The sequence below is a fragment of the Nocardia wallacei genome (genome assembly GCF_029868745.1).
GTDB lineage: Bacteria > Actinomycetota > Actinomycetes > Mycobacteriales > Mycobacteriaceae > Nocardia > Nocardia wallacei_B.
This window is the reverse complement of sequence record NZ_JARWOP010000319.1, coordinates 1-24334: the sequence shown is the minus strand read 5'-3', so window position 1 is coordinate 24334 and position 24334 is coordinate 1. Positions and strand designations below refer to the sequence as shown.

Below are 24334 nucleotides of genomic sequence, written 5' to 3'. Positions count from 1 at the left end.
CCGCCTCCCCCGCCGCCGGCGGCCGCGCCCCCCGCCCCCCCCCCCCCCCCCCCCCCCCCCCCCCCCCCCCCCCCCCCCCCCCCCGCGGCCCGGCGGCGAACGCGGCGGTGGCCTACGCGTTCCTGTCCGGGCGCAGTCCGGCGCTGATCACCGCGCTCGGGGAACATCAACTGGCACAGACGATCCGGCGCGACCTCGACAGGTACGGGGTCGCGCCGGTGGATGTCACGCCGGACAGCGCCGAGCGGCCGCCGGTGTCCTCCATCGTGGTAGCGACCGAATCCGGGACCCGCACCATCGTGTCGCTGGACGGTTCGCGGATCTCCGCACCGTTCGACCGCGGCAGGCTCGGGCCGTTGCGCGACGCCGTCGTCGTGCTGGTGGACGGGCACTATCCGGACCTGGCCCTCGGATTCGCCACCGCCGCACGGGAAACCGGGGTCACCGTGGTACTGGACGCCGGTCGCTGGCGGCCCGTCCACGCCGAACTGCTGCCCCTGGTGGACATCGCGATCTGCTCGTCCGCCTTCACTCCGCCGGGGATCTCCGGCACCCCGGCCGAAGTCTTCGACGACCTCCACGCTCGCGGCGTACATCAGGTCGCGATCACCCAGGGCGACAAGCCGATCCGGTACTCGGAAGCCGAGCCGGTCACGGGTGAAATAGTCGTCCCGCGGACACCGGCGGTCGACACTCTCGGCGCGGGGGATATTCTCCACGGCGCATTCTGCCACTATTACGCTGCGGGACAGTCGTTTACGGACGCACTGCGCGCCGCGGCGGCCGTCGCGACCGAGTCGTGCGCCTATCTCGGCACCCGGTAATGGATGCGGCAGCACCCACGACCGGATCAGAGCACGAGATAGTGCCGCCCGCTCGCGCGCAGCACCAGCTCCGCGCGGTCGCGGGTCGCGGCGACCAGCTCAGCGTTCAGCAGATCGCTGCGCGCCACCTTCGCCTGCGCGAACTCCGCGGTCTTGCCGCCGCGAATATGGCGACGCAGCAGGCGCTTTCGCAGCAGCTCGGGTGGCGCGTCGAGATACCAGGCCGCGTCGAGATACTGCCGCACCTCGGACCATCCGGGCGATCCGGCCGCGCCGAGCAGCAGGTAGTTGCCCTCGGTGATCGCGATGCGCTGCCGGTCGAACAGCACGCCGTCCGCGACGGGCTCGTGCCGCGACCGGTCGTAGGCCGGCCACGAAACCGGCTGTCCCACCGGCGCTTCCCGCAGTTTGCGCAGGCGGTCCAGGTATGCGGAGACATCGAAGGTGTCCGGCTCGCCCTTGCGGGCCAGCGCGCCCGCCGCGCGGAGTTCGGCATTGGTCAGGTGGAAACCGTCCATCGGCGCCACCTCGGCGACCGCCGCGCCGCAGCGGTCGTCGAGGGTGTCACGCAAGGCCACGGCCAGGGTGGATTTGCCCGCTCCGGGCGGACCGGCGATACCGAGTACGAACCGCCCGTCGCGCCCATCGGCCCGTTCCAAGATTCGCGCCGCCAGTTCCTCCAGCGATATCTCGCCTCGTCCGACCATTCGCCGACCCTACCCGCGCCCGTGCGCCGCGGGACCCGGAACGACGACGGGTCAGCGCGGGATCAGGGCATACACGCCCGCGGGCGAGCCGGACCCGCCCCGGTGGATCGCGCCGCCCGCCAGCACCCAGGCGCCGCTCTCGGGCAGGTCGGCGAGGTTGGCGAGGCATTCGAGACTGATCCGGTGCCGCCGGTACAGCAGCTTCGAGACCGTGTAGGAGTCGTCGGCGCCGAGGTCCGGGCCGAAGGTGTCGATGCCGAGGGCGCCCCGGCGCCCGAGCCGTCCGGTGTCGATCAGCCAGTGCACGGCCGACGGCGCGAAACCCGGTTGGCGACCCTCGGATTCGCCCACGCCGAGGAAATCGGGAGTGCCCCACAAGCCGTCCCAGCCGGTCCAGGCGATCACCGCGGCGCCCGGCGGGATCGCCCCGTGCCGCTCCTCCCAGTCGCGGAGATCCGCCACCGTGATCGCGTAATCGCGGTTGCCGGAACACTTCTCGCGAACATCGATGCGCACGGCCGGCAGCAGCAGGTCCTCGGGGTCGAGCTGGTCCGCGGCGGCGCCGGCCGGATCGAAGTGAATCGGTGCGCCCCAATGGGTTCCGGTGTGTTCGGCCTGAACGATCCGGCGCAGGAAGTACCCGTCGTGCTCGATGGTGGCCACGGTCTCGGCGGTGAAGGCCGGGTCGCCGGGATACAGCGGCGTCGTCGCCGGATCGTGCACATGCGACAGGCTCACGATGCGCGCGAACGGCACCGTCACCCCGCACTCCGCGGAATGACCCGCCCCAGTGCGCGCAGGTCCCGTTCCAGCAGCCGAAACATTCGGTAGGTCAGCACGAATGCCAGGATGCCACCGACGCTCAGCACGCGCACCGGCCCGATCACCTGCCACAGCTGGTCGCCGGGAACCAGGGTGGCGCTGGCGACGCCGAGCAACGGCACCGACGCCGCCGCGGCGAGGTAGAAATTGGCGCGCCGGGCCAGCGCCCACAGCTGCCGCCCGTCCTCCGGTCCCACCGCGCCCGCGACCAGCAGCTGCGGATACACCGAGCGCACGGCGTACATCGTGACCAGGAAGAACGGGTAGGCGAGCGCGATCGCGGCACAGACCACCTGCGCGGTGTAGAAGTGCGCGAAGTTGCGGGCGGGCAGTGTCACGCCGATCGCCATCACCGCCACCGGCCAGGCGATTCCGGCCAGCAGCCACATGCCGAACGGCACCCACACCAGCCGGTCACCGAGCGACAGCACCTGCCGCCGCGCCACCGCCAGCTCTCGCGCGTCGACCTCGCGCGCGGCGTCACCGGGGCCGGGGTCCGCTTCTGCCCGGCGCCGCAAGCGATGCGACATGAGCATCGCGCGCCTGCTCAGCAACACCATCAGCAAGGCCGCCAGCGGGAACGTGATGAGGTTGTTGATCAATCCGACCGTGGCGTAACGGCCCTGGTCCGCCGCGGCCAGCCGGTCGATGACGAGGCTGTCGTTGAGCCGGATGTTGTAGAAGCTGGCCAGCACGTTCGGCAGTCCGACGCAGGCCGTGGTGATCGGGAACCACCAGGCGCGCGCCCGGTAGCGCAGGCTCGTCGGCGGCGGGTCCACCAGGTCGCGTGCTCGGGCGTCCAGGCACAGTTCCAGTTGTCCGGCCAGGTCGGACCCGGAGCGCCAGCGCCGTCGCGGGTCCGGGTCCAGACAGCGCAGCAGCGTTCGACGGAGGGTGGCCGGGGTGTCGGGTGGGAGCTGCGATTCCCGGTCATCGGTGGCGGGTTCGTCGCCGGCTCCGGGCTTCTCCTCGAAAGGCACACTGCCCGTGAGTAGTTCCCACAGCAGCACGCCCAGCGCGTAGATGTCGGCACGGCTGTCGAGAGCGGCCACGCCGGTCGATCCGTCCCGTTGCTCCGGAGCCCGGTACATGACCGAATCATGCTCGGCCGCCGCCGTTTCCGGCGCATCGGCACGGAAATCGGCCAGCTTCGGAATGCCTTCCGCGGTGAACAGGACGTTCTCCGGCTTGATATCGCGATGCGCCACACCGCGGTAGCCGGCGTAATCCAATGCCGCGGCCAGCCGACGGCCCACCCACGCCACCGTCTCCGGCCACGACAGCGCCGCGATCTCGGCACGCACGGTCGAGTCGGTGGGCCGGATCTCCCCGCGCGCCGCCATGACCGCGTCCACCGACCGCAACAGCAGCGCCCCGCCGCCGAGCCCGGCCTCGGATCGCCGCAGCCGCAACAGATCCGCGACACTGCCGCCGGGCAGATACTGCATGTACTCCAGCCGCAGCGGCTCCCCCGCGTCCCGGTCGACCACCCGCTGGTCGAACAGCCGCACGATATACGGATGGTCCAGCTGCGCTACGGTCCGCGAGTCCTGCCCGCCGACCGCAGCGACCCGCACCGCGACCAAGCGCTGCATCGAATGCTGCCGAGCCAGAAATACTTTCGCCCGCGCGGTCCCCCCGATCAGCGTGATGAGATCGAAGTCGTCCAGCCGCCGCCCCGGGCGAACCTCGACATCCAGCTCCCCACCGGACCACGCCCCCTCCGAATCAACAACCGCACCTCCGCCGTTGCCGTCCGCGCCGAGTAACGGGGCGAGTTCGGCGGCCAACTCGGGGTAGTCGCCGAGGAAGTCCGCGACGCTCGTGCGGTGATATCGGGTGCGTAGCGCGTACTCCTCGCACACCAGTTCCAGGAAGCGCGGGCTGGTGGTGAGTTCGGGAAACTCCTTGCCGTAGTCCGCCATTCGCTTGCCCTCGCGGGTCCGCCGCCAGCGCTGGCGCAGATCGATGCGCACCAGGTCGGCCAGCACGGCGGTGCGTAGGACAGGACCCTCCGGAACGTAGCGGGCCAGTGGCGGCGGGTCGGTACCCGCGTCACGCACCGCGGCCTGCCAGTCGGCGGCGAACCGGGCGACCGCGGCGTCCGGCCCCTCACTCACCGTGATCCCTCGCCGCGCCCCGGAGGCGCGATGCGACGCCCCCTCACTCGCGCTCCTCGATCTCGTGATCGTGCTGCGCCGCAACCGGATCCACCACCCGCTCCAGCGCCCGCAGGTCCGCCTCGAGCGCCCGGAACAGCACGTACGACACCACGAACGCGATGATCGCGCCCACGCACAGCACCCGGACCGCCACCACCACACTGGGAATGTCGCCCGGCGGCAGGAACGTGACCCCGGCGACCGCCAGCAGCGGCACCGACGCCGCCACCGCCAGATACCTGGTGGCCCGGCGCCCCAGCAGCCGTAGCCGCCGGGCATCGACGGCGCTGACATCGCCGTGCCGCAGGAACATCGGATAGATGCAGCGCACCATGTAGAACGTCACGAGGAAGAACGGATACGCCACCGCCATCGCCCCGCACACCAGCACCGAGGACAGGAAGTGGACCACCGCCCGTATTCCGACCTCGCCCGTGGCCAGCCGCAGGGCAATCGGAAAGGTGAGCGCGGCCAACCCCCACAGCGAAAACGCCACCACCACCGCACGATCCCCGAGTAACAGCGCGTCCGCCCGCGCCCGTGCCAACTCCCGCGGGTCGTACTCCCGGCCCTTGGCCAAGCCGCGCGGCACCGTGATCAGCCGCCGCGACAGATACACCAGGGCCGCCGAGCCCGCCGGAAAGAACACCGCGTTCACAATGGCGGTCACCAGCAGAAACGTGTGCTGCGAAGGCTGGCTGAGCCGATCCACGATCAGCGACTGATTGTGTTCGATGTTGTACAGCGAGGCGAAGGCGTTCGGGATGCCGATGGCCAGCACCGCCAGCGGCGCCCGCCACGCCCGCAACCGGAGCCGCCAGCTGCCCGGCGGCGGATCCACCAGATCCCGGGCCCGCTCGTCCAGGCACAGCTGCAATTGCTGCGCCAGTTCCTTCCCACTGGCCCAGCGCTTTTCGCGTTCCGGGGCGAGACACGACAGCAGCACGCGGCGCAGCGCGGCCGGGCAATCGGACGGGATCTGCTCCAGCGCAGCCGGATCCACGCCCGCCCGGCGGCGATCCAGCATCTGGCCCAGGGTGGTGACGTCGCCGTCCTCGCCCGCCGTGGCATCGTCGAAAGGCTTTGCGCCGGTGAGTAGTTCCCACAGCACCACACCCAGGGAGTAGATGTCGGCGCGGGTGTCGAGGTCGTCGGCGGAGCGCCCATAGCCCGGATGACAGGCCTCCAGCTGTTCCGGCGACATGTACGACAGCGACCCACCGAAGTACGCGACCGGGCTGGTACCGGCCAGGGTGCGGCTGAAGCTGATGTTGAAGTCGGCCAGCTTCGGGACCGCCTCGGCGGTCAACAGCACATTGGCCGGTTTCACGTCGCGATGCAGCACGCCGTGGGCGTCGGCATAGGACAGCGCCTCGGCCAGCCGCCGGCCCAGCCACGCCACCGTCTCCGGCCACGACAGCGCGGCCAGCTCGGCACGCACGCTGGAGTCGGTGGGGCGGATCTCGCCCTTCTCCTCCATCGCCGCGTCGACCGCGTCCAGCAGCAGCTGTCCGCTGCGCTGCGCCGGCGGCGTGGCCCGGACCCAGCGCAGCACGCCGAGCAGCGTGCCGCCGGGCAGGAACTGCATGTACAGCAACCGCAACCGGCGCGCCCGCGGGTCGGCGCCCGCGCCCGGATCGAATTCCTCGAGCAGCCGTTGATCGAAGACCCGCACGATGTAGTCGTGGTCCAGCTGGGCGAGGGTCTGCGGCTCGGTGCCGCGGTCGGCGGAGATCTTCACCGCCACCAGCCGCTGCAGGCTGCGCTGCCGGGCCAGGAACACCCGCGCGAAGGCGCCGCTGCCCAGCGCGGTCAGCAACTCGAAATCATCGATCCGCTGGCCGATCTCGATGCGGCTCAAGGCGTCGGCGCGCGCTGCCGAGCCGCCGGACTCGGCGATCAGCCCGGTGGTGGTGCGGGTCTGTTCGCCCGCCCAGGTTCCCGATTCGTCCGGCGGCCGGACGGTCGCGTCGAGGTCCGCGGCGCGGCGGGTGCTGTGATCCTCGTCGTCGGCATTGAGCAACTCGCGCAATTGCCCCGCCTGGTCCGGATACTCGCGCAGGCAGTCGCGCGGATCCACCCGCTCACCGCTGTGGCGGCGGATCACGAACTCCTCGTACACCAGGTGCGCCGGAATGCCCTCCGGCGCCAGTTCCGGAAACTCCGAGCAGTACTCGCGCAGCCGCTTGCCCGGCGTCGGGGCGCCGGGCGACCGGGACAGCCATCGGTACCGCATGTCGATGCGGATCAACTCGACCAATGCGTCCAGCCGTAAAGTCCGGGCGTCGGGCAGGTAGTCGGCGATCTCGGGCGGCCGGGCACCGGCCTCCCACGCACTCGCGAACGCCGTCACAGCGCCGAATTCGATTCCGGCCGTTGGACGCCCGAAACCGCCGCCGGAGTCGGAACTGAAAACCATATCCGCACCCATCGATACCGGACCCTGTCGTACCAGCCGCGGAACCGGATTCCGCACTGGTCGGTCGGCGGCGGGACGGATAGAATCCGCCACACCCGAGACCATCATCCCCGAGCGTTGCCCGAAATGATAATTTGCGCGTCAACACGCAACCACCCCATTTCGACCACGACGCGACGGGGGCAAGCAGCATGCAGAACGAGGGCACGGCCCTAGCCGACGGCATCTCATCAGCGGATTCCTCCCAGCAGACACCGAAAGCCGGCACCGGGGCCCCTCAGGAGGTACCGGTGGGTGCGAACGAGACGACCGACGCGACCTCCCCGCAGGAGCCGGGAGCCGCACCGGATCCCAGCACGGCCACCGCCATCGCGGCCGCGGTGCGCGACGGCGTCGTGCGCCCCGAGCAGATTCTGGAGTCCGCCCTCGACCGCATTCGCGACGGAAATCCGAAAGTCAACGCTTTCAGTATCGTTCGCGAAGCGCGGGCGCGGGCGGAAGCACAAGCGCTGGCCGACCGCGCCGATCTCGACTCGCTGCCGCTGGCCGGTGTGCCGATCGCGGTGAAGAACAACATCGACGTCACCGGTGAGGTGACCAGGGGTGGTTCCCGCGCCGGGGACGACCGTCCGGCCACGACCGATCACCCGGTGGTGCGGCGGCTGCGCGCGGCGGGCGCGGTGGTCGTCGGCCTGACCGAGATGCCCGAGTTCGGGCTGTGGGGCGTCACCGACACTCCGGAGCGAATCACGCGCTCCCCGTGGAACATTCACTACAGCGCGGGCGGTTCGTCGGGCGGCTCGGGCGCCGCGGTGGGCGCCGGGCTGGTGCCGGTCGCACACGGGAACGACGGCCTGGGGTCGGTGCGCATTCCGGCCGCCTGCTGCGGCGCGGTCGGCATCAAGCCGGGCCGCGGCGTGGTGCCCGCCGAGGTCGGTTTGGACTCCTGGGACGGCATGACCGAGAACGGCGTGCTGGCGACCACCGTCGCCGATGCCGCGCTGGTGCTGTCGGTGCTGGCCGACCGCCCCGCACTGGCCGATCTCGACACCCCGGCGCCACTGCGGATCGGCCTGGCCGTCGGTGCGCCGTCGCCGCTGCTACGCGTGGACCGGCAGTGGGCGGGGGCGGCGCGCACGGCCGCGCGGACCGCCGCGACGGCCGGGCACACCGTGTCGGAAACCGCGCTGCCCTACGCCGGCGCGGCCACCGCGCTGGCCCTGCGCTGGGTGGCCAATGCCGGGCGCGAGGCCGCCACGGTCCCACATCCCGAGCGACTACAGCAACGCACCCACCGTCACGTCGCGCTGGGCCGGGCGGTGCTGCGCTGCGGCCTGGTGCGCCCGGGACAGATCGACCGCATCGAGGCGCGGCTGCTGGACTTCTTCGATAACCACGATGTCGTGATCACCCCAACCCTCGCGACACCACCGCCCCGCGCGCTCGAATGGCACCGCCGCGGCTGGCTCCTCAACGTCTGGGCGAACGCGCGGTTCGCGCCGTTCACGCCGCTGTGGAACCTGGTGGGCTGGCCCGCGCTCAGCGTGCCGATGGGCACCCATCCGCGCACCGGCACCCCGGTCGCCGCGCAGCTGGCCGGCCCGCCGGGCAGCGAGTCGACACTGCTGCGGCTGGCCGCCCAGCTCGAATCCGCGCGGCCGTGGCGGCGGGTCGCCGGTCAGCCCTGAGCTTGCTCGGGAGTTCCGAACCCGCCGGCCATGACACGGTTGGCGAAATCGAGGATCGTCGGCCGATCGTCGTCGGCCCGCCACGCCACCGCCAGCTCGCACGGCGGCAAGCCGGTGACCGGCCGCGCGGTCAGCCCGGGCCACCGGTACATCGGCACGTTGTTCTCCGCCAGCAGGCACACACCCAGCCCGAGGCTCACCGCCTCCAGCCGCTCCTCGGCCGTCGCGGCCTCGCCGCCGATCTTGGGCTGCTTGCCGCCGCGGGCGTCGTTGCCGAGCCAGAAGTCGCGGGCCGAGCCCGCCTCCTGCGGCATCGCGATGAACGGCTCGTCGGCCAGATCGGTGAACTCGATGGTCTCCCGGTCGGCCAGCGGGTGGTTCTCCGGCAGCAGCACCCAGCGCGGCTCGGTGCGCAGCACCTGCCAACGGTAGCGGCCCGAGTCGGGTACGGGCAGCCACATCAGCGCCAGGTCCGCCTGCCGCCCGGCCAGGCCGCTGGACGGGTCGGTCCACGACGCCGAGTGCAGCGCGAGCCGATGGCCGCTGGCACTCTCCAGATCGGCGATCAGGCCGCGCCCGATCGAACTCTGTATTCCGACGCGCAGCACCTCGCCCGCCTCCTGCAGGGCGACGTTGGTGACTTCCCAAAGTTCGAGAATCTTGCGCGCGCCCTCGAGCAGCTCCTTACCCGCCACGGTCAGCGCGACACTGCGCTGATTCCGGTCGAACAGCACCACGTCGAGCTGGCGTTCGAGCTGGCGAATCTGCCGCGAGAGGGTGGGTTGAGCGATGTGCAGCCGCTGAGCGGCGTTGGTGAAGTGCAGTTCCTCAGCGACGGCAACGAAGTACCGCAAGTCGCGCAAATGCGGGTCCATAGCCCCTTGCTATCAGAATCGGTCTTGAAAATCCAGCTGGATCAAACCTCAAAGTCTAAAAAGAGGCACAGAAACAGCCATTGAGTTTGTTACGGACAGCATATTGCCTAGGGAAAACGTACGCACATCCGCCTCCGCGAACCACCAGGCAATCCAATTTTCAACCGATTCCGAGACCCATCAGGTCAGCCGACCAGCCGTAACACAAGCCACGTTCGTGTCATGTCACATGAGCGACACCCCGACGCCATGAAGCCACCCCAGCCAGCAACAACCCCCCGACCACCCCAACCAGCCAAGACGTCAAACAAGTGATATTAGTCACATTGACACAAAGACTCCCCGCAGCCGACCCGCACACCTAGATCAGCAAGCCGGTAAACCCCTGGCATGACGCCCACCCGCAAGGTTTGCGGCGCGGGGGGGGGGGGGTTGGGGGGGGGGGGGGGGGGCCGCGGGGGGGGGCCCCGGGGTCGCCCCCCCCCCGGGGCGTCAGGCCGGGGCCGGGGTGAAGACCATGAAGCGGTTGGCGTCGGTGTCGAGGAGGTGGGCGAAGGTCAGGCCGTCGGGTGTGGTCACGGACGGGACCAGGATCTTCGCACCGAGAGTGACGGCCTGGTCGCAGGTGGCGGCGACGTCCTGGACCAGCACGCAGAATATGGCGTGTGGCGTGTCGGACTCGTCGAGGTGGGCGATGCCGCCGCTGGGGACCTCGGTGTTCGCGTAGCGGATCAGGTCGTAGCCCTCGCCGCTGCCGGGATCGGCGCCGAAGGTCCAGCCGAACAGGGTCCCGTAGAACCGTTGGGCCGCAGCGGGGTCCGCGCTGCCCACCTGGAACCAGGCCACGGTGCCGAAAGCGGATGTCATGCGATATCTCTCCTCTGGTCGGGCGCGGCCGGACGGTCGCGCCCACTCAGCATCGAGCACCCCCGCGACAACCCTATGTCGGTGTTTTCGCCGGAATCGCGGCCGGTCGCTCCAGACTCACGGTTCGCACGATCCGGCCGGGCGGCACATCGCAGTACTCGCGCGACGGCCGCACCACGGTGAGGAACTCCGTCAGGTCGGCGGCCCGGATCCGATCCAGCCGGAACACCCGTGTCTCCTCCCGCAGCCGGCACCACCCGACCAGATACCACCCCTCGCCGCCGCACATCAGCGCCGACGGCTCGACCGCGCGGTCCGACACCGCGCCGAACCGGTCGACATAGGACATCTCGATCAGCCGGCGGCGTTGCAGCGCCAGCTGGACCAGCGCGGCGAACGGGGCACTGGGCGGTTCGTCCGGGGGCTCCACGACCCGCACCTGCGCCGCGAGTTCCCGTGCGGCACCGGCCGATTCGTCCGACAATGCCGCGAGGATCTTGGCCAGCGCGGCCTGGCCCGCGGCGTCGAAGGGCGTGCCGCGCATGCGCTGCAGGGCCACGCCGAGCGCGACCACCTCGGCCGGCGAGAAGTTCAACGGCGGCAACGACATCCGCTTGTCGAGCGCGTACCCGCCGGTGCGGCCGACGTCGGCGAGGATCGGCACGCCGGACTGCTGCAGCGCCGCGATATCGCGTTCGATCGTGCGCACACTGACCTCGTACCGTGCCGCCAGCTCCCGCGCGCTGCGCCGCCGCGGCGCCACCGCACGCAGCTCCTCGACCAGCGCGTACAGTCGATCCGTCCGGTTCATGGACCCTCTCCGCTCACCTCGGCTGCGCGCAGGATAGCGACGCGCACCGACAACCACCGGCCCGCGCCCGCGCGAACGCGCCCATCTCCGCGGGAATGCCCACGTCGGCGGGTCGGCAGGCTATTGCCCAGTTATGCTCGAAACATGTGTTCTCCCAGTGCGACGCTGACGGTATGGGCCGGTTCGTGGCTGGCCGGTCAGAGCGCGCCCGACGACGTGCTGGACGCGCTGCGGGCCTGGGCGCCGCGCCACGGCGTGGCGGCCGGTGACCCGATCACCGGCGGCCGGACCGGATTGCCCTGGCCGACCGCCGAGCCGCTCGCGGCCGGGACCGGAATCATGATGCTGCTCAAGGTGATCCGCGAGGCGCTCGACGCGCCCGGGGCGCACCTGCGGTTGGTGCTGCCCGTCCCCGGCGATCTCCGCGGCGTCCCGCCGGGCACCGAGTTCGCCACGGCGGCAATGGAAGCCGAGGAGGGCCTGATCGTCGGCGTGCCCGGCGCGGAGGGTGTCGGACTGGTCCCGCAGTGGACTGCCGAGGACACGCTGCAGTGGACCGTCTTCCACACGCCGGTCCCGAACCCGGTGCCGGACATGGCCCTCGGCGAGGCGGAATACGCGATGCGGCAGGCGGTCCGCGACGCCGCGGACGCCCTGATGAAGTTGCAGACCACCACCGTCGGCACCGACGATATGGATCCGCGCGAGCTGGTCGAGGCGGAACTCGCCGACTACTCCCGGCACGTTTATCCGGATTCGGCGCCGCTGCGGGCCCGGCGGATCCTCGACACCGCCGACCATGTCGCCGCGATCCTCACCGTCGCGCAGCAGGCCCCGGCCTCCTCCCCGGCCTCGGCCAGCGCCATGCAGGCGCAGGAGACATTCCTGCGCCCGCTGTGGGACGCGATCCGCGCCGCCCGGCTCACCGCCGTGCACGCGGCCGCCGGTAGCCGCTGAGGCTCACACCGGTTCGGGGCTTTCGCGGGTGTTTTCGCCGAGCCAGCGATCGATGCAGTCCAGCAGTTCGTCCGGGTCGACCGGTTTGGTGATGTAGTCGCTCGCGCCGGAAGCCAGACTCTTCTCCCGGTCCCCCGCCATCGCCTTGGCCGTCACCATGATGATCGGCAGCCGGTCGAAGTGCGGCATCGTGCGAATGGTCGTCGTGGTGGCGTAGCCGTCCATCTCCGGCATCATCACGTCCATCAGGATCACGTCCACGTCGGGGTGGTCGCGCAGCGCCTCGATGCCCTTGCGCCCGTTCGGCGCGTGCTCCACCGACATGCCGTTGAGTTCCAGAATGCCCGCGATGGCGAGCACGTTGCGGGCGTCGTCGTCGACCAGCAGCACCCGGCGGCCCTGCAGCCGCGGGTACCCGGTGCGCCGCGGCGGCGTCTCGATACCCGACGGATGCGGCTGGGTCAGCAGCAGAATGAATCGCTCCCGGAACTCCTCTGCCGCACCGAGCAGCTCGAAACCGTGGTTGCGGGCGGTGATCTCGGCCAGCCGCTGTTGTTCGGCAGTCAGCGCCCGCGCCGGATACGCCAACATCGGAATGCTGCCCGGCGCGACCCGGCCGCGCAGCTGATCCAGGAATTCCGACGTGAACACTCCCGTGCGGCTCGCGTCGACCAGCACGTACTGACATCCCGAGACCAGCTCGAGCGCGCGGACCGCCGTCCCGACCGACTCGATGTGCAGCGGACCCGTGGTATCGGCGAGTTCGTCCACCACGCCCGACACCAGCCGGGTCAGCGACCGCTCGGCGGGATCCTCCAGCACCAGCACCGCGCGCGTCACCGCCTTGGGCCGGGCCTTCGACTCCGACGGCGCCTCGAGCTGCGGCCGGATCGGCAGGAACAGCGTGAAGGTGCTGCCGACGCCGAGCCGGCTCTCGGCCCGGATCTCGCCGCCCAGCAGGTTGGCCACCTGACGACTGATCGACAGGCCGAGCCCGGTGCCGCCGTAGCGGCGGCTGGTGGTGCCGTCGGCCTGCTGGAAGGCGGCGAAGATGGTCTCGAGGTTCTGCTCCGCGATGCCGATCCCGGTGTCGCACACGGAGAATGCCACCTGATCGTCGTACCGCGACACGCGCAGCCGGATCTCCCCCTGCTCGGTGAACTTGACCGCGTTGGACAGCAGATTGCGCAGCACCTGACGCAGCCGCTGCTCGTCGGTGTCGAGGTGGGTGGGCACCTCCGGCGCCACGTCGATCTCGAACGTGAGCCCCTTCTGACTGGTCAGCGGCCGGAATGTGGTCTGCACGTAGCCGAGCAGCTGACGCAGCGGGATCAGCTCGGTGCGGACGTCCATCTTGCCCGCCTCGACCTTGGACAGATCGAGGATGTCGTCGATCAGCTGTTGCAGGTCCTTGCCCGCGGACTGGATCACCCGGGCGAATTCGACCTGTTTGGCGGTCAGGTTCTCCGACGCGTTCTGCGCCAGCACCCCGGCCAGGATGAGCAGGCTGGTCAGCGGCGTGCGCAGTTCGTGCGACATGTTGGCGAGGAATTCCGACTTGTACTTCGACGCCAGCGCCAGCTGCTGGGCGCGTTCCTCGATCTCCTGGCGGGCCTGCTCGATCTCGAAGTTCTTCATCTCGATGTCGCGGTTCTGCCGGACCAGCAGCTCGGCCTTCTCCTCGAGTTCGGCGTTGGACTGCTGCAGCTGACCGGCCAGCCGCTGCGACTCCTCGAGCAGGGAGTCGGTGCGCGCGTTGGCCATGATGGTGTTGACGTTGACGCCGATGCTCTCCATCAGCTGTTCCAGGAAGTCGCGCTGCACGGCGGTGAAGCGGCCGAAGGTGGCCAGCTCGATCACGCCGAGTACCTGGTCCTCGAACACGATCGGCAGCACGATCAGGCTGGCCGGGCGCCCGGCCCCGAGACCGGAGGAGATTCGCACGTAGTCCAGCGGCGTGGCCTCCACCACGATCGCCTTCTTCGTCTTCGCGACCTGACCGACCAGGGACTGCCCCAGTTCGAAGACGGTCCCGTCCTCATTGCGCCCGTAACCGGCGATGAGCCGCAGCCGCCCGCGGTCACCGTCGCCCTCCATGAAGAAGAACGCGCTGTACTGCGCGCCGACCAGCGGGGTGACCTGATTCATGATCAGCTGCGCGACGGCGCTGAGATCGCGATGACCCTGCAGCCGGCCGGAGATGCGGGCCAGGTTGGTGTTGAGCCAGGCCTGTTCCTCGTTGGTGCGGGTGGTCTCGCGCAGCGACTGCACCATCGCGTTGATGTTGTTCTTCAGTTCGGCCACTTCGCCGTTCGCCTCGACCGAGATGGAGCGGGTCAGGTCGCCGGTGGCTACCGCGCTGGTCACCTCGGCGATGGCGCGCACCTGCCGGGTCAGATTGCCCGCCAGCTCGTTGACGTTCTCGGTCAGCCGTTTCCAGGTGCCGGACACGCCCTCGACCTCGGCCTGGCCCCCGAGCTGGCCCTCCTTGCCGACCTCGCGGGCCACGCGGGTCACCTCGGCCGCGAACGAGGACAGCGTGTCGACCATGGTGTTGATGGTGGTCTTGAGTTCGAGTATCTCACCGCGCGCGTCGACGTCGATCTTCTGCGACAGGTCGCCCCGCGCCACCGCGGTGGTGACCTGGGCGATGGAACGCACCTGGCTGGTGAGGTTGCCCGCCATCGAATTGACGTTGTCGGTCAGGCTTTTCCAGGTTCCGGCGACATTGGGCACGCGGGCCTGGCCGCCGAGCATGCCCTCGGTGCCGACCTCGCGCGCCACGCGCGTGACCTCGTCGGCGAATGCCGAGAGGGTGTCGACCATGGTGTTGATGGTCTGCGCGAGCGCGGCCACCTCGCCCTTGGCCTCGACCGTGATCTTCTGCGACAGATCACCTTTCGCGACCGCGGTCGCCACCTGCGCGATGGAGCGGACCTGGTCGGTGAGGTTGTCGGCCATCACGTTCACCGACTCGGTGAGACCCTTCCACGTACCCGACACACCCTTCACATCGGCCTGCCCGCCCAGGCGGCCCTTGGTGCCGACCTCCCGGGCGACGCGGGTGACCTCGTCGGCGAACGAGGAGAGCGTGTCGACCATCGTGTTGATGGTCTCCTTGAGTTCGAGGATCTCGCCGCGGGCGTCGACGCGGATCTTCTGCGACAGGTCTCCGCGGGCGACGGCGGTGGTCACCTGCGCGATGGAGCGGACCTGATCGGTCAGGTTGTCGGCCATCACGTTCACCGACTCGGTGAGACCCTTCCACGTACCCGACACGCCTTTCACGTCGGCCTGCCCGCCGAGGCGGCCCTCGGTGCCGACCTCGCGCGCCACCCTGGTCACCTCGTCGGCGAACGACGACAGCGTGTCGACCATCGTGTTGATGGTGTTCTTCAGCTCCTGGATCTCGCCCTTGGCCTCGACCGTGATCTTCTGTGACAGATCGCCTTTCGCCACCGCCGAGGAGACCTGGGCGATGGAGCGGACCTGGTCGGTCAGGTTGGCCGCCATGAAATTCACCGATTCGGTGAGGCCCTTCCAGGTGCCCGAGACACCCAGCACCTGGGCCTGGCCGCCGAGGCGGCCCTCCGTGCCGACCTCGCGGGCGACGCGGGTGACCTCGTCGGCGAACGCGGAGAGCTGGTCGACCATGGTGTTGATGGTGTTCTTCAACTCCAGGATCTCGCCGCGGGCGTCGACCGTGATCTTCTGTGACAGATCACCTTTCGCGACCGCCGTGGTGACCTCGGCGATGGAGCGGACCTGCGCGGTGAGGTTGCCCGCCATGATGTTCACCGATTCGGTGAGATCGCGCCAGGTGCCCGAGACCCCGGGCACCCGGGCCTGGCCGCCGAGTCGGCCCTCGCTGCCCACCTCGCGCGCCACCCGGGTCACCTCGTCGCCGAACGCCGAGAGCTGGTCGACCATCGTGTTGATGGTGTTCTTCAACTCCAGCAGCTCACCCTTGACGTCCACGGTGATCTTCTGCGACAGATCGCCTTTCGCGACCGCGGTGGCGACCCCGGCGATGTCGCGCACCTGCGCGGTGAGGTTGTCCGCCATGGCGTTCACCGAATCGGTGAGGTCCTTCCACGTGCCCGAGAGTCCGGGCACCGAGGCCTGGCCGCCGAGTTTGCCGTCGGTGCCGACCTCGCGGGCCACCCGGGTGACCTCGGTGGTGAACAGCGAGAGCTGATCGACCATGCCGTTGAAGACGATCGCGATCTCGTCCAGCATCGGGTCGCCCACCTGCGGCAGAGACCGGCGGAAGTCGCCGTCGCGCACGGCTTTCAGTCCGTTCAGCAGTGGTTTGAGCCGCTCGTCGCTGTTGCTCACCCGTTCCGCGGTCGCCATGTCCTGGACCATCGGTCGCCTGCCTTCACCTGCGAGTAGTGGGTCAATGCCGGAGGTCGGCGTCGAAGTGGTCGTGCCCGGCAGCGATCCGCCGGATGACGTCGAGCAGGTCCTCGAAGAGACCGGTCTTCAACATCAGGCCCGCCCCGCCCGCGGCCGCCACCCGAGCGACCATGGCCCGGTCCGCGTAGCCGGTGAACACCAGCACGCGGACTCCGGGCGACGCGGCGCGCAGAGCCTCGATCGCCTCGATGCCGTCGCCGTCGCGTAGGCGGCGGTCGAGCAGGATCACGTTCGGGTGAGCGCGGGCGGTCGCGGCGATCGTGTCGGCGACCGAGCCGGTCCGTTCGACGATCTCGATGTCCTCGACGAGTTCGAAGGCGGAGTCCAGTGCCACGGCGACCATGGGATGGTCCTCCGCCACCAGCAGCCGGATAGCGTCGTCCGCCCTATCGGATGGCATGACGGGAAGTCTAGGGCGATTGTGGAGGATGGCTGCGGGTTTGGTGAAGAAAGACGCAGGTCATACGCCACCCAGCGGTCTCTTTTTACCCTAAGGACGACAGGTCCCCGGAGTGGGGCGTCCTCCGGTTCGCCACGTACCTAGACACTCCCGCGCAGCGCCTTCGGCGCATCCGACCAGGTTGCCGGGCCGGTGTACGTCGGCGATCGGTCGCTGGAACGATGCCGAGAGGCGGCCTCGCCACCGATTTCCCATCGGCGCCCGCTCCGGCCCGAAAGCGGCGGCACAGCAACGGATGTGATGAGTATCTCAGTGCCGCAGCGGTTTTCATCGGACCGCGAGGCACGTCAGTCTTTCCGCACGACGCGTTCCTCCTCTCCCGGCTTCCAGATAACCACCTCCATGCGGCCGTCGATCAGCTCCACCGCGGACGCGCCGGTGATGTCGGCGACGTAGAACGGGTCGAAGACGCGGCCGCGCAGGTCGAACCCGGTCCGCTCGTACAGGGCGGTGGCGAAACGCTGGTGCAGCTGCTCGTCGGGCACATGGTGGACCACGCCCCACAGCTTCGCGTCGCCGTCGGTGGCGTGGGTGTCGACGGTGGCGGTGTGCAGGCAGAACCGCGGATCGCGGTGCAGGTCGCGGAATTTGGTGGTGCCGGGCATGCCGCCGACGATCAGGCGACCCTCGAAGATTCTCGGTTCCATCGGGCTGATGCGCGGATAGCCGTCCGACCGGGTGGTCGCCAGCATGCACAGGTTCCCGGTCGCGGTGTGGCGGCGCAGGAAGATCGCGGAGGTTCGCGGCGCGGCCGCGGTGAACTCGTCCCAGCTGGTCATGCCCTCACGGTAGGCCGGGGCACCGACAATCCGGATCCGATCGCGCGGCGCGGCCCCACTGGATCCGGGCGGCCCGCATGCGGCAGACTCGGCGCATGCACATCTCCCGCGGCGTCACCGCGGCCCTCGCCGCGGCGTTCCTGGCGCTCGGCTTGTCCGCCGCGCCGCCGGCCGCCGCCGTGGTCGGCGGCGCCGGGGCCGAGGCGTCGGCATACCCGTGGCTGGCGGCCGTCAGCACACCGCTCTATGCCACTCGCGCGGGCGGCCAGTACTGCGCGGGCGCGCTCGTCGCGCCCGACCGCGTGGTCACGGCCGGGCACTGCGGCGCCTTGGCGCAGGTCCTGCCCGGCACGACGGTGACCTTCGGACGCACCGACATGGCCGGTCCGGGCGGACTCACCGTGGGCATCAAAGACGTTCGGCTACATCCCGATTTCCGGGTGTCGCTGTTCGGTGACGATCTCGCGTTCCACCACGACGTCGCGATCCTGACCCTCGCCCAGCCGGTGGCCCTGCCGACCCTGCCGGTCGGCCCCGCGCACGGTGATTCGGCCGAGGTGGTCGGCTGGGGCATCACCGCCGACGACGACATGTCCAACAGCCGTCTGCACAGCGCGCGCATCCCGCTGCTCGGCGACGACGCCTGCGCCGCCTACGGTGCCGAATTCGACCCTCGTGAAGCCCTGTGCGCGGGCTCCGCCCTCGCCGACAGCGCCCAATTCGACAGCGGCGGACCGCTTCTCGTCGACGGCGCGTTAGCCGGTATCGTCTCGTGGGGCAAGGGCAGCGCCGAGCCCGGCTATCCCGGCGTCTACGCGCGCGTCCCGGCCCTCGACTTCTGAGCCGGGCGCGGCACCGGCTCGAACCATTCCGGGCCCGGTGAATCTTCCTGGGTGACTTGGTCACCGGCGCGCGGAAACCGACCGGACCGGACACTGCCGCCGCCGCGCACCGCATTTGCTGCCGGGATGCCACTGGCCGATGCAGTCGAGACCCGAGCGCGGCGACCGGATTTGCGAAGTGTCGCCGAACCCGCCCGGACTGTCCGTTCCGGACGTACCCTGACCACATCCACTCCGGCCGCGAAGATGTGGGATGCGTGCGGCCGCGGGGAGCATCGATCAGTGACGAGGAAGCTGATGACCGCGCCGGACCCGAACCCGCCGTACTCGACTGTCGTCTCCGCCGATGGCACCACCATCGCCTACCTCACCGTCGGCGACGGCCCCGCGGTGATCGTCGTCCCCGGCGTGTTGTCGGTTGCCAGTGGGTATCTGGACTTCGCCCGGGCCCTCGGCGCGCATTTCACCGTGCATGTCATGCAGCGCCGCGGCCGCGACGGCAGCGGACCGCAGGGCGCGGACTACAGCATCGGCAAGGAGCGTGCGGACCTGCTCGCCCTGCGTGCGGAAACGGGCGCCGAACTGTTGGTCGGCCACAGTTACGGCGGGCTGGTGGCGCTGGAGGCGGCGCGGGGATGTCCCGACATCCACAAGGTCGCCGTGTACGAACCGGGACTGTCCATCGACGGCTCGATGCCCAGCGACTGGATGCCGGTGTACGAACGGAAACTCGCACAGCACAAGCCGTTCGACGCGTTCGTCGAATTCGTGCGCGCGCTCGGTCCGGAGTCGGTTCGCCGCACCCCGCGCTGGGTCATGCGCCGGATGATGCCGCTGGTCATGGAGGCGCCGGAGCGCGAACTGGTCACCGGGCTGCTGGCGGAGAACCTGCGCGAGCACCGCGAGATCGTCCGCCTCGACAACACCTACCCCTGTTACCGCGAGATCGAGGCCGAGGTCCTCTTCCTCCAGGGCGGCAAGGACCACCTCGCGCAGACCGATATCGACCGGGCCACACTGGAATACGTCATTCCCCGCTGCACCGGACATCTGTTTCCGGATCTCGACCACTTCGGCCTGGACAAGCGCGCCCCGGAGCGGGTCGCCGGAGTGATCGGCACCTTCTTCGCAGGCTGAGCCGTTCGCGCCGAATCCCGCCCGGCGGTGGCACTTTCCCCGTCAGGCCGGGCGGCGGGCCGGTTCGCAGCAACCGGTCGCGCACGGTGCGCCGTTGGTGGTGCAGCCGTAGCCGGGCGCCTCGCCGAGGCGGCGGGGCGCGATGTCCGCGAGGTGTTCGCGCACGAGTTCGGTGACCAGCTCGGCGAATCGGGGATCTGGCCCCGGCGTGCCCGCGCGGGCGAAGGCCATGCCCAGTTCGGCGGCCTTCTCCCGCGCCTCGTTGTCCAGGTCCCAGATCACCTCGAGGTGGTCGGAGACGAACCCGACCGGGCACACCACGACCGCGTCGATTCCCTTGGCCGACAACGCTTCCAGATGGTCGACGATGTCGGGTTCCAGCCACGGCACCTGCGGCGGGCCGGAGCGGGACTGCCATACCACGTCGAAATCCTCGAAACCCGTAGCGGCGGCACACAATCGGGCGGCGTCGATCACCTGGCGGCTGTAGAGGTGACCGCCGTCGGCGGGCGGTCCCGCGGCCACGTCGGCCGACACCGGGATCGAATGCGCCGTGAAGACCAGGCGCGCCCGGTCCCGCCGGTCGTCCGGCAGGCCGCGCACCGCCGTGCGGATGGCGTCGGCGAACGCCTCGATCAGCAGCGGATGGTCGAAGTACTGCCGCAGCTTCACCAGCTCCGGCGCCCGCTCCCCGGCCGCGGCGCGCGCCCGCGCGATGTCCTCGTCGTACTGGCGGCATCCGGAGTAGCCGCCCCACGCCGAGGTGGGAAACACCAGGGCCGAACCGATTCCGTCGTCCCGCATCCGGGCGACGGTGTCCTCCACCATCGGATGCCAGTTGCGGTTGCCGAAGTAGATCGGCAATTCGATACCGGTCCGGGCGAATTCGGCCTCGACCGCCGCGATGAGGTCGCGGTTGAGGGCGTTGATCGGCGAGACGCCACCGAAGTGCAGGTAGTGCTCGGCGACCTCGGCGAGCCGCTCCGCCGGCACGCCGCGGCCCCGGGTGACGTTCTCCAGGAACGGAAGTACGTCCTCCGGCCGTTCCGGACCGCCGAAGGACAGGACGAGCAATGCGTCGTATTCCATGCCACCTCAGTTCACGTCGATGCCACGACGGTCCGAAAGCCCGGAATCGTTCAGTTGGCCGACCAGTTCTCCGGGAACCAGGTGTTGTGGCTGGCGCCGCCGTCGACGTAGATGATCGAGCCGGTGGTGCCGGGCAGCCAATCCGACAGCAGGGTGACGATCGACTTCGCCACCACGGTCGGGTCGTCGACGTCCCAGCCGATCGGCGAGGCGCCGTCCCAGTAGGTGTTCAGCATGGTCAGCTGCTTGGCGTCGTCGGTGGCGGTGCCCGCGATGGCCTTGGCGGCGAGGGTCTTGATCGGGCCGGCGGCGATGAGGTTCGAGCGAACGCGCTTGGCCTCCCCCACTTCTCGCGCCACATACCGGTTCACCGATTCCAGCGCGGCCTTGGCCACGCCCATCCAGTTGTAGTACGGCAGCGCGGTGCGCGGATCGAAATCCATGCCGACGATCGAGCCGCCCTCGTTCATCACCGGCAGCACGGCCCGCGCCAGCGAGGCGTAGCTCCACGCCGAGATCTCGAAGGATTTCGCGGCATCGGGGCCCGGGCCGTCCAGGAACGGCTTGGCGTCGGGGCCCATCAGGGTGCGCGGCGCGAACGCGATCGAGTGCAGCACGCCGTCGACGCCCTCGGGGGCCAGTTCGCGCACCTTGTCCGGCAGCGCGGCCAGGTCGTCCTCGCTGGTGACATCGAGGCCGATGGCCGGGGCGATCTCCTGCGGCAGTCGCTTGGCGATCCGGTCGATCAGCCGCAGCCGCTCCGGGATACCGGTGATGATCACCTTGCCGCCCTGCTCCTGCGCCACCTTCGCGGCGTGGAAGGCGATCGAGGAATCGGTGATGATGCCGGTGATGAGGACGGTCTTGCCCTCGAGCAATCCGCTCATGAGTTGTCGGGTCTCCTGTTCAAGGTCTGAGGGGCCGGGAACGAGATCGAAAGGCTCAGTGGCCCATGCCCAGGCCGCCGTCGACCGGGATGATCGCGCCGCTGATGTACTGCGCCTCGTCGGAGGCGAGGAAGCTGATGGCGGCCGCGACGTCCGAGACCTGGCCCATGCGGCCCGCCGGGATCGCCTTGAGCGCGATCTCGCGCATGTCATCGGTCATCTCGTCGCGGGTCATGTCGGTGTCGATGAAGCCTGGCGCGACCACGTTCGCGGTGATGTTGCGCGAACCGATCTCGCGAGTGATGGCGCGTGCCATGCCGACCAGGCCGGCCTTGGCGGCGGCGTAGTTCACCTGTCCGGGCACGCCCATCGTGCCGACGACCGAGCCGAGGAAGATCATCCGGCCGAAGCGGGCCCGCAGCATCGCGCGGTTGGCCCGCTTGGCGCAGCGCCACGCGCCGGTGAGGTTGGCGTCGATGACGCGGGTGAACTGCTCCTCGCTCATCCGCATCAGCAGCGTGTTGTCCACGATGCCGGCATTGGCCACCAGCACCTCGACCGGCCCCTGCGCGGCCTCCACCTCGGAGAACGCCTCGTCGATCGAATCATTGTCGGTCACATCGCATTTCACGCCGAACAACCCGTCCGGCACCCCCGACCCCCGATGCGTGACAGCGACCTTGTGTCCGTCGGCGGCGAGCCGCTGGGCGACCGCGAGACCGATGCCGCGGTTGCCGCCCGTCACCAGCACCGACCGGGATGTGAAGTTCGACATGGGGGTAAACCTACCTGCGCCGAGCCCCACCGTCACGATCGGGTGGTCGTTTCTCGTGCGGATACCCAAAGAAAACGGCCCGGAAGAGTGCCATTTCACTCTCCCGGGCCGAACAAAGATCAAGGGCTTATTCGGCAATTCCCTCGATCGCGGCCGGACCGAAAGAAAATATCGGCCAACGCCCCGATCCCACGGATAAGGCCGATATCGGCGGCGGGCACCCGTCAACGACGGGATGCGCTCGCCGCCAATGTGATTCGGCTACGGCAGGCGCTGCCGGTACAGCAGACCTGCCACCGCTCCCGCCGAGGCGAACAGCAAGCCCAGCAGCAGCCATGGGCGGCTCGCGTCACCCATTTCCGTCTCGTAGCCGATCTGCCCCTGCAGCGTGTCGTAGACGTCGGTCAGCTGTTGCAGTGTGGCGGCGCGATAGAACTGCCCGCCGGAGATTCTCGCGATCTCCTGCATCGCTTCGTCGTCCACACCCACCGGGGCGTCCTGCATCGTGCCATCGGAGCGGGGGATCTGAATGTGCGCGCCCTTGGTGCCGAACGAGATCGTCGATACCGGGATGTTCTTCTCTTTTGCCACCCGGGCCGCGACATATTCGTGGCGCGGATTGTCATAGTCCTCGAAGGCGGGGACGGTCTGCTTGCCATCGGACATCAGGACGATGCGGGCCGGGGGCGGCGATTCGGTGCCGCCGAGGACCGAGCCGAGCGTTTCGATCGCCTGCATGGCCGAGTAGATGCCCTCGCCGGTGGCGGTGCGTTCGGACAGTTTCAGATTGTCGATCGCGGCCTTGGCGGATTCGTGGTTCGCGGTGGGCGACACCAGGACCGACGCGGTGCCGGCGAAGGCCACCAGCCCGAGATTGATGCCGCTGGGCAGTTCGTCGACGAAATCCTTGCCCGCCTTCTGGGCGACCTGCAGTCGCGTGGGCGGCACGTCGGTCGCCTCCATCGACAGCGACACGTCGATCACCAGCATCACGGTGGCGCGGTTGCGGGGTACCTTCTTCGCCGCCTGCGGACCCGCCGCGGCGATCGTCAGCAGCACCAGCCCGACCAGGATCAGCGCCACCGGGACGTGCCGCCAGCCGCTGGGCCGCTTGGGCGCGACCCGCTCGAGGGTCTCCATGTTGGCGAACCGGAGCAGATGACGTTGACGACGCCGCTGCACCACCACGTACAGCACTGCGATGGCGGCGACGACCAGCAGGAAGGCCAGCCAGACGGCGGCCGTGAAATGCGAAATGCTCACTGTCGGGGGACCTGTCCGGTCGGGGCGCCGAACGTGTGGCGCCGGGTGGACACGAACCGGACGACGTCGGCGATCCAATCCCGATCGGTGCGCAGGGACAGCACCGGAGCGCCGCACCCGCGCAGCGCCTGTTCGACCTGGCCGCGGTGCCGCTGCGCCGCACGCGCGAAATCGCTACGCAGCGCGGGGGTTACGGAGAATTCGCGGGTGCGGCCGGTCTCGGGATCGTGCAGCACCACGTCGCCCACGTCGGGCAGGTCCAGATCCAGTGGATCCAGCACCTCCACCCCGAGCAGATCGTGGCGGCCGGAGATGGCGCGCAGCGACCGTTGCCAGTCGATGTCGCCGAGGAAGTCCGAAATCACTACGGCCAGACCACGTTTGCGCTGCGGCCGGCGCAGCGACTCGATCGCGCCGCGCAGGTCGCCGCGCACGCCGTCGGCCGCGTGCGGGGTGGTGGGGGGGGGGGGGCGCCGCGCCGGGGGGGGGGCGCGGCCCCCGCGCCCCCGGCGGCGGGGGCGCCCGGGGCCCGGGGGCGCCGCGGCCCCCCC

Annotated in this window: 20 protein-coding genes; 5 read left to right on the top strand and 15 right to left on the bottom strand. The window is 69.8% G+C overall.

The genetic code is table 11. From position 1 onward, the window contains the following. On the top strand, positions 1-824 hold an 824-nt coding region (locus QH470_RS30070), incomplete at its 5' end, for a PfkB family carbohydrate kinase (protein ID WP_280275746.1). A 26-nt stretch (positions 825-850) separates the two neighbouring features. Here QH470_RS30070 and QH470_RS30065 read toward each other — a convergent pair. The 4 genes from QH470_RS30065 to QH470_RS30050 are packed head-to-tail and all read right to left on the bottom strand — an operon-like array spanning position 851 to position 6934. Continuing rightward, positions 851-1531 (bottom strand): nucleoside/nucleotide kinase family protein, encoded by a 681-nt coding sequence (locus QH470_RS30065; protein WP_280275745.1) that lies wholly within the window; start codon positions 1529-1531, stop codon positions 851-853. Positions 1532-1582: 51 nt separating this feature from the next. Next, positions 1583-2293 (bottom strand): cyclase family protein, encoded by a 711-nt coding sequence (locus QH470_RS30060; RefSeq protein WP_280275744.1) that lies wholly within the window; start codon positions 2291-2293, stop codon positions 1583-1585. Continuing rightward, positions 2290-4473: a serine/threonine-protein kinase gene (locus tag QH470_RS30055; RefSeq protein WP_280275743.1), complete on the bottom strand. Its 2184-nt coding sequence runs from the start codon at positions 4471-4473 to the stop codon at positions 2290-2292. The genes QH470_RS30060 and QH470_RS30055 overlap by 4 nt, the downstream gene beginning before the upstream one ends. A gap of 43 nt (positions 4474-4516) precedes the next feature. Then, positions 4517-6934 (bottom strand): serine/threonine-protein kinase, encoded by a 2418-nt coding sequence (locus QH470_RS30050; RefSeq protein ID WP_280275742.1) that lies wholly within the window; start codon positions 6932-6934, stop codon positions 4517-4519. Positions 6935-7224: 290 nt separating this feature from the next. On the opposite strand from QH470_RS30050, the gene QH470_RS30045 reads away from it, so the two are divergent. Further along, the gene (locus QH470_RS30045) at positions 7225-8622 is read left to right on the top strand and encodes an amidase (RefSeq protein ID WP_280275741.1); all 1398 of its coding nucleotides are present in this window, start codon (positions 7225-7227) and stop codon (positions 8620-8622) included. Here the strand turns inward: QH470_RS30045 and QH470_RS30040 are convergent. From QH470_RS30040 to QH470_RS30030, 3 genes are all read right to left on the bottom strand, one after another. Then, the gene (locus tag QH470_RS30040; RefSeq protein ID WP_280275740.1) at positions 8613-9497 is read right to left on the bottom strand and encodes a LysR family transcriptional regulator; all 885 of its coding nucleotides are present in this window, start codon (positions 9495-9497) and stop codon (positions 8613-8615) included. The two genes, QH470_RS30045 and QH470_RS30040, sit on opposite strands and share 10 nt — an antisense overlap. A 492-nt stretch (positions 9498-9989) precedes the next feature. Then, a complete protein-coding gene (locus tag QH470_RS30035; RefSeq protein WP_280275739.1) occupies positions 9990-10364 on the bottom strand; it encodes a VOC family protein in 375 nt (124 codons plus the stop codon). 73 nt (positions 10365-10437) lie between these two features. Further along, complete coding sequence (locus QH470_RS30030) at positions 10438-11175, bottom strand: helix-turn-helix transcriptional regulator (protein WP_280275738.1); 738 nt, start codon at positions 11173-11175, stop codon at positions 10438-10440. 144 nt (positions 11176-11319) lie between these two features. On the opposite strand from QH470_RS30030, the gene QH470_RS30025 reads away from it, so the two are divergent. Beyond that, positions 11320-12132 (top strand): hypothetical protein, encoded by an 813-nt coding sequence (locus QH470_RS30025; RefSeq protein WP_280275737.1) that lies wholly within the window; start codon positions 11320-11322, stop codon positions 12130-12132. A 3-nt stretch (positions 12133-12135) separates the two neighbouring features. Here QH470_RS30025 and QH470_RS30020 read toward each other — a convergent pair whose 3' ends face one another. The 3 genes from QH470_RS30020 to QH470_RS30010 all read right to left on the bottom strand — a co-directional run bounded on the left by QH470_RS30020 (position 12136) and on the right by QH470_RS30010 (position 17790). Continuing rightward, positions 12136-16488 carry a HAMP domain-containing protein gene (locus QH470_RS30020; protein WP_280275736.1) on the bottom strand — a complete coding sequence of 1451 codons (4353 nt, stop codon included), beginning with the start codon at positions 16486-16488 and terminating at the stop codon, positions 12136-12138. A 43-nt stretch (positions 16489-16531) separates the two neighbouring features. After that, positions 16532-16951 (bottom strand): response regulator, encoded by a 420-nt coding sequence (locus QH470_RS30015; RefSeq protein WP_280275735.1) that lies wholly within the window; start codon positions 16949-16951, stop codon positions 16532-16534. 347 nt (positions 16952-17298) lie between these two features. Continuing rightward, positions 17299-17790 (bottom strand): pyridoxamine 5'-phosphate oxidase family protein, encoded by a 492-nt coding sequence (locus QH470_RS30010; RefSeq protein ID WP_280275734.1) that lies wholly within the window; start codon positions 17788-17790, stop codon positions 17299-17301. A 95-nt stretch (positions 17791-17885) separates the two neighbouring features. Here QH470_RS30010 and QH470_RS30005 point away from each other — a divergent pair, with 95 nt between their 5' ends. Then, positions 17886-18632 (top strand): S1 family peptidase, encoded by a 747-nt coding sequence (locus QH470_RS30005; RefSeq protein WP_280275733.1) that lies wholly within the window; start codon positions 17886-17888, stop codon positions 18630-18632. Positions 18633-18914: 282 nt separating this feature from the next. Beyond that, positions 18915-19769 carry an alpha/beta fold hydrolase gene (locus tag QH470_RS30000; RefSeq protein WP_280275732.1) on the top strand — a complete coding sequence of 285 codons (855 nt, stop codon included), beginning with the start codon at positions 18915-18917 and terminating at the stop codon, positions 19767-19769. A 42-nt stretch (positions 19770-19811) separates the two neighbouring features. Here the strand turns inward: QH470_RS30000 and QH470_RS29995 are convergent, their stop codons facing one another. The 5 genes from QH470_RS29995 to QH470_RS29975 all read right to left on the bottom strand — a co-directional run. Then, complete coding sequence (locus QH470_RS29995; protein ID WP_280275731.1) at positions 19812-20858, bottom strand: ferrochelatase; 1047 nt, start codon at positions 20856-20858, stop codon at positions 19812-19814. A 50-nt stretch (positions 20859-20908) separates the two neighbouring features. Next, a complete protein-coding gene (gene inhA / locus QH470_RS29990; RefSeq protein ID WP_280275730.1) occupies positions 20909-21745 on the bottom strand; it encodes an NADH-dependent enoyl-ACP reductase InhA in 837 nt (278 codons plus the stop codon). 55 nt (positions 21746-21800) lie between these two features. Next, positions 21801-22520 (bottom strand): 3-oxoacyl-ACP reductase FabG1, encoded by a 720-nt coding sequence (gene fabG1, locus QH470_RS29985; RefSeq protein WP_280275729.1) that lies wholly within the window; start codon positions 22518-22520, stop codon positions 21801-21803. A gap of 261 nt (positions 22521-22781) precedes the next feature. After that, positions 22782-23783: a VWA domain-containing protein gene (locus tag QH470_RS29980; RefSeq protein WP_280275728.1), complete on the bottom strand. Its 1002-nt coding sequence runs from the start codon at positions 23781-23783 to the stop codon at positions 22782-22784. Beyond that, positions 23780-24334, bottom strand: a 555-nt coding sequence (locus QH470_RS29975; protein ID WP_483243954.1) for a DUF58 domain-containing protein, incomplete at its 5' end; no start/stop codon positions are given. The genes QH470_RS29975 and QH470_RS29980, both read right to left, overlap by 4 nt.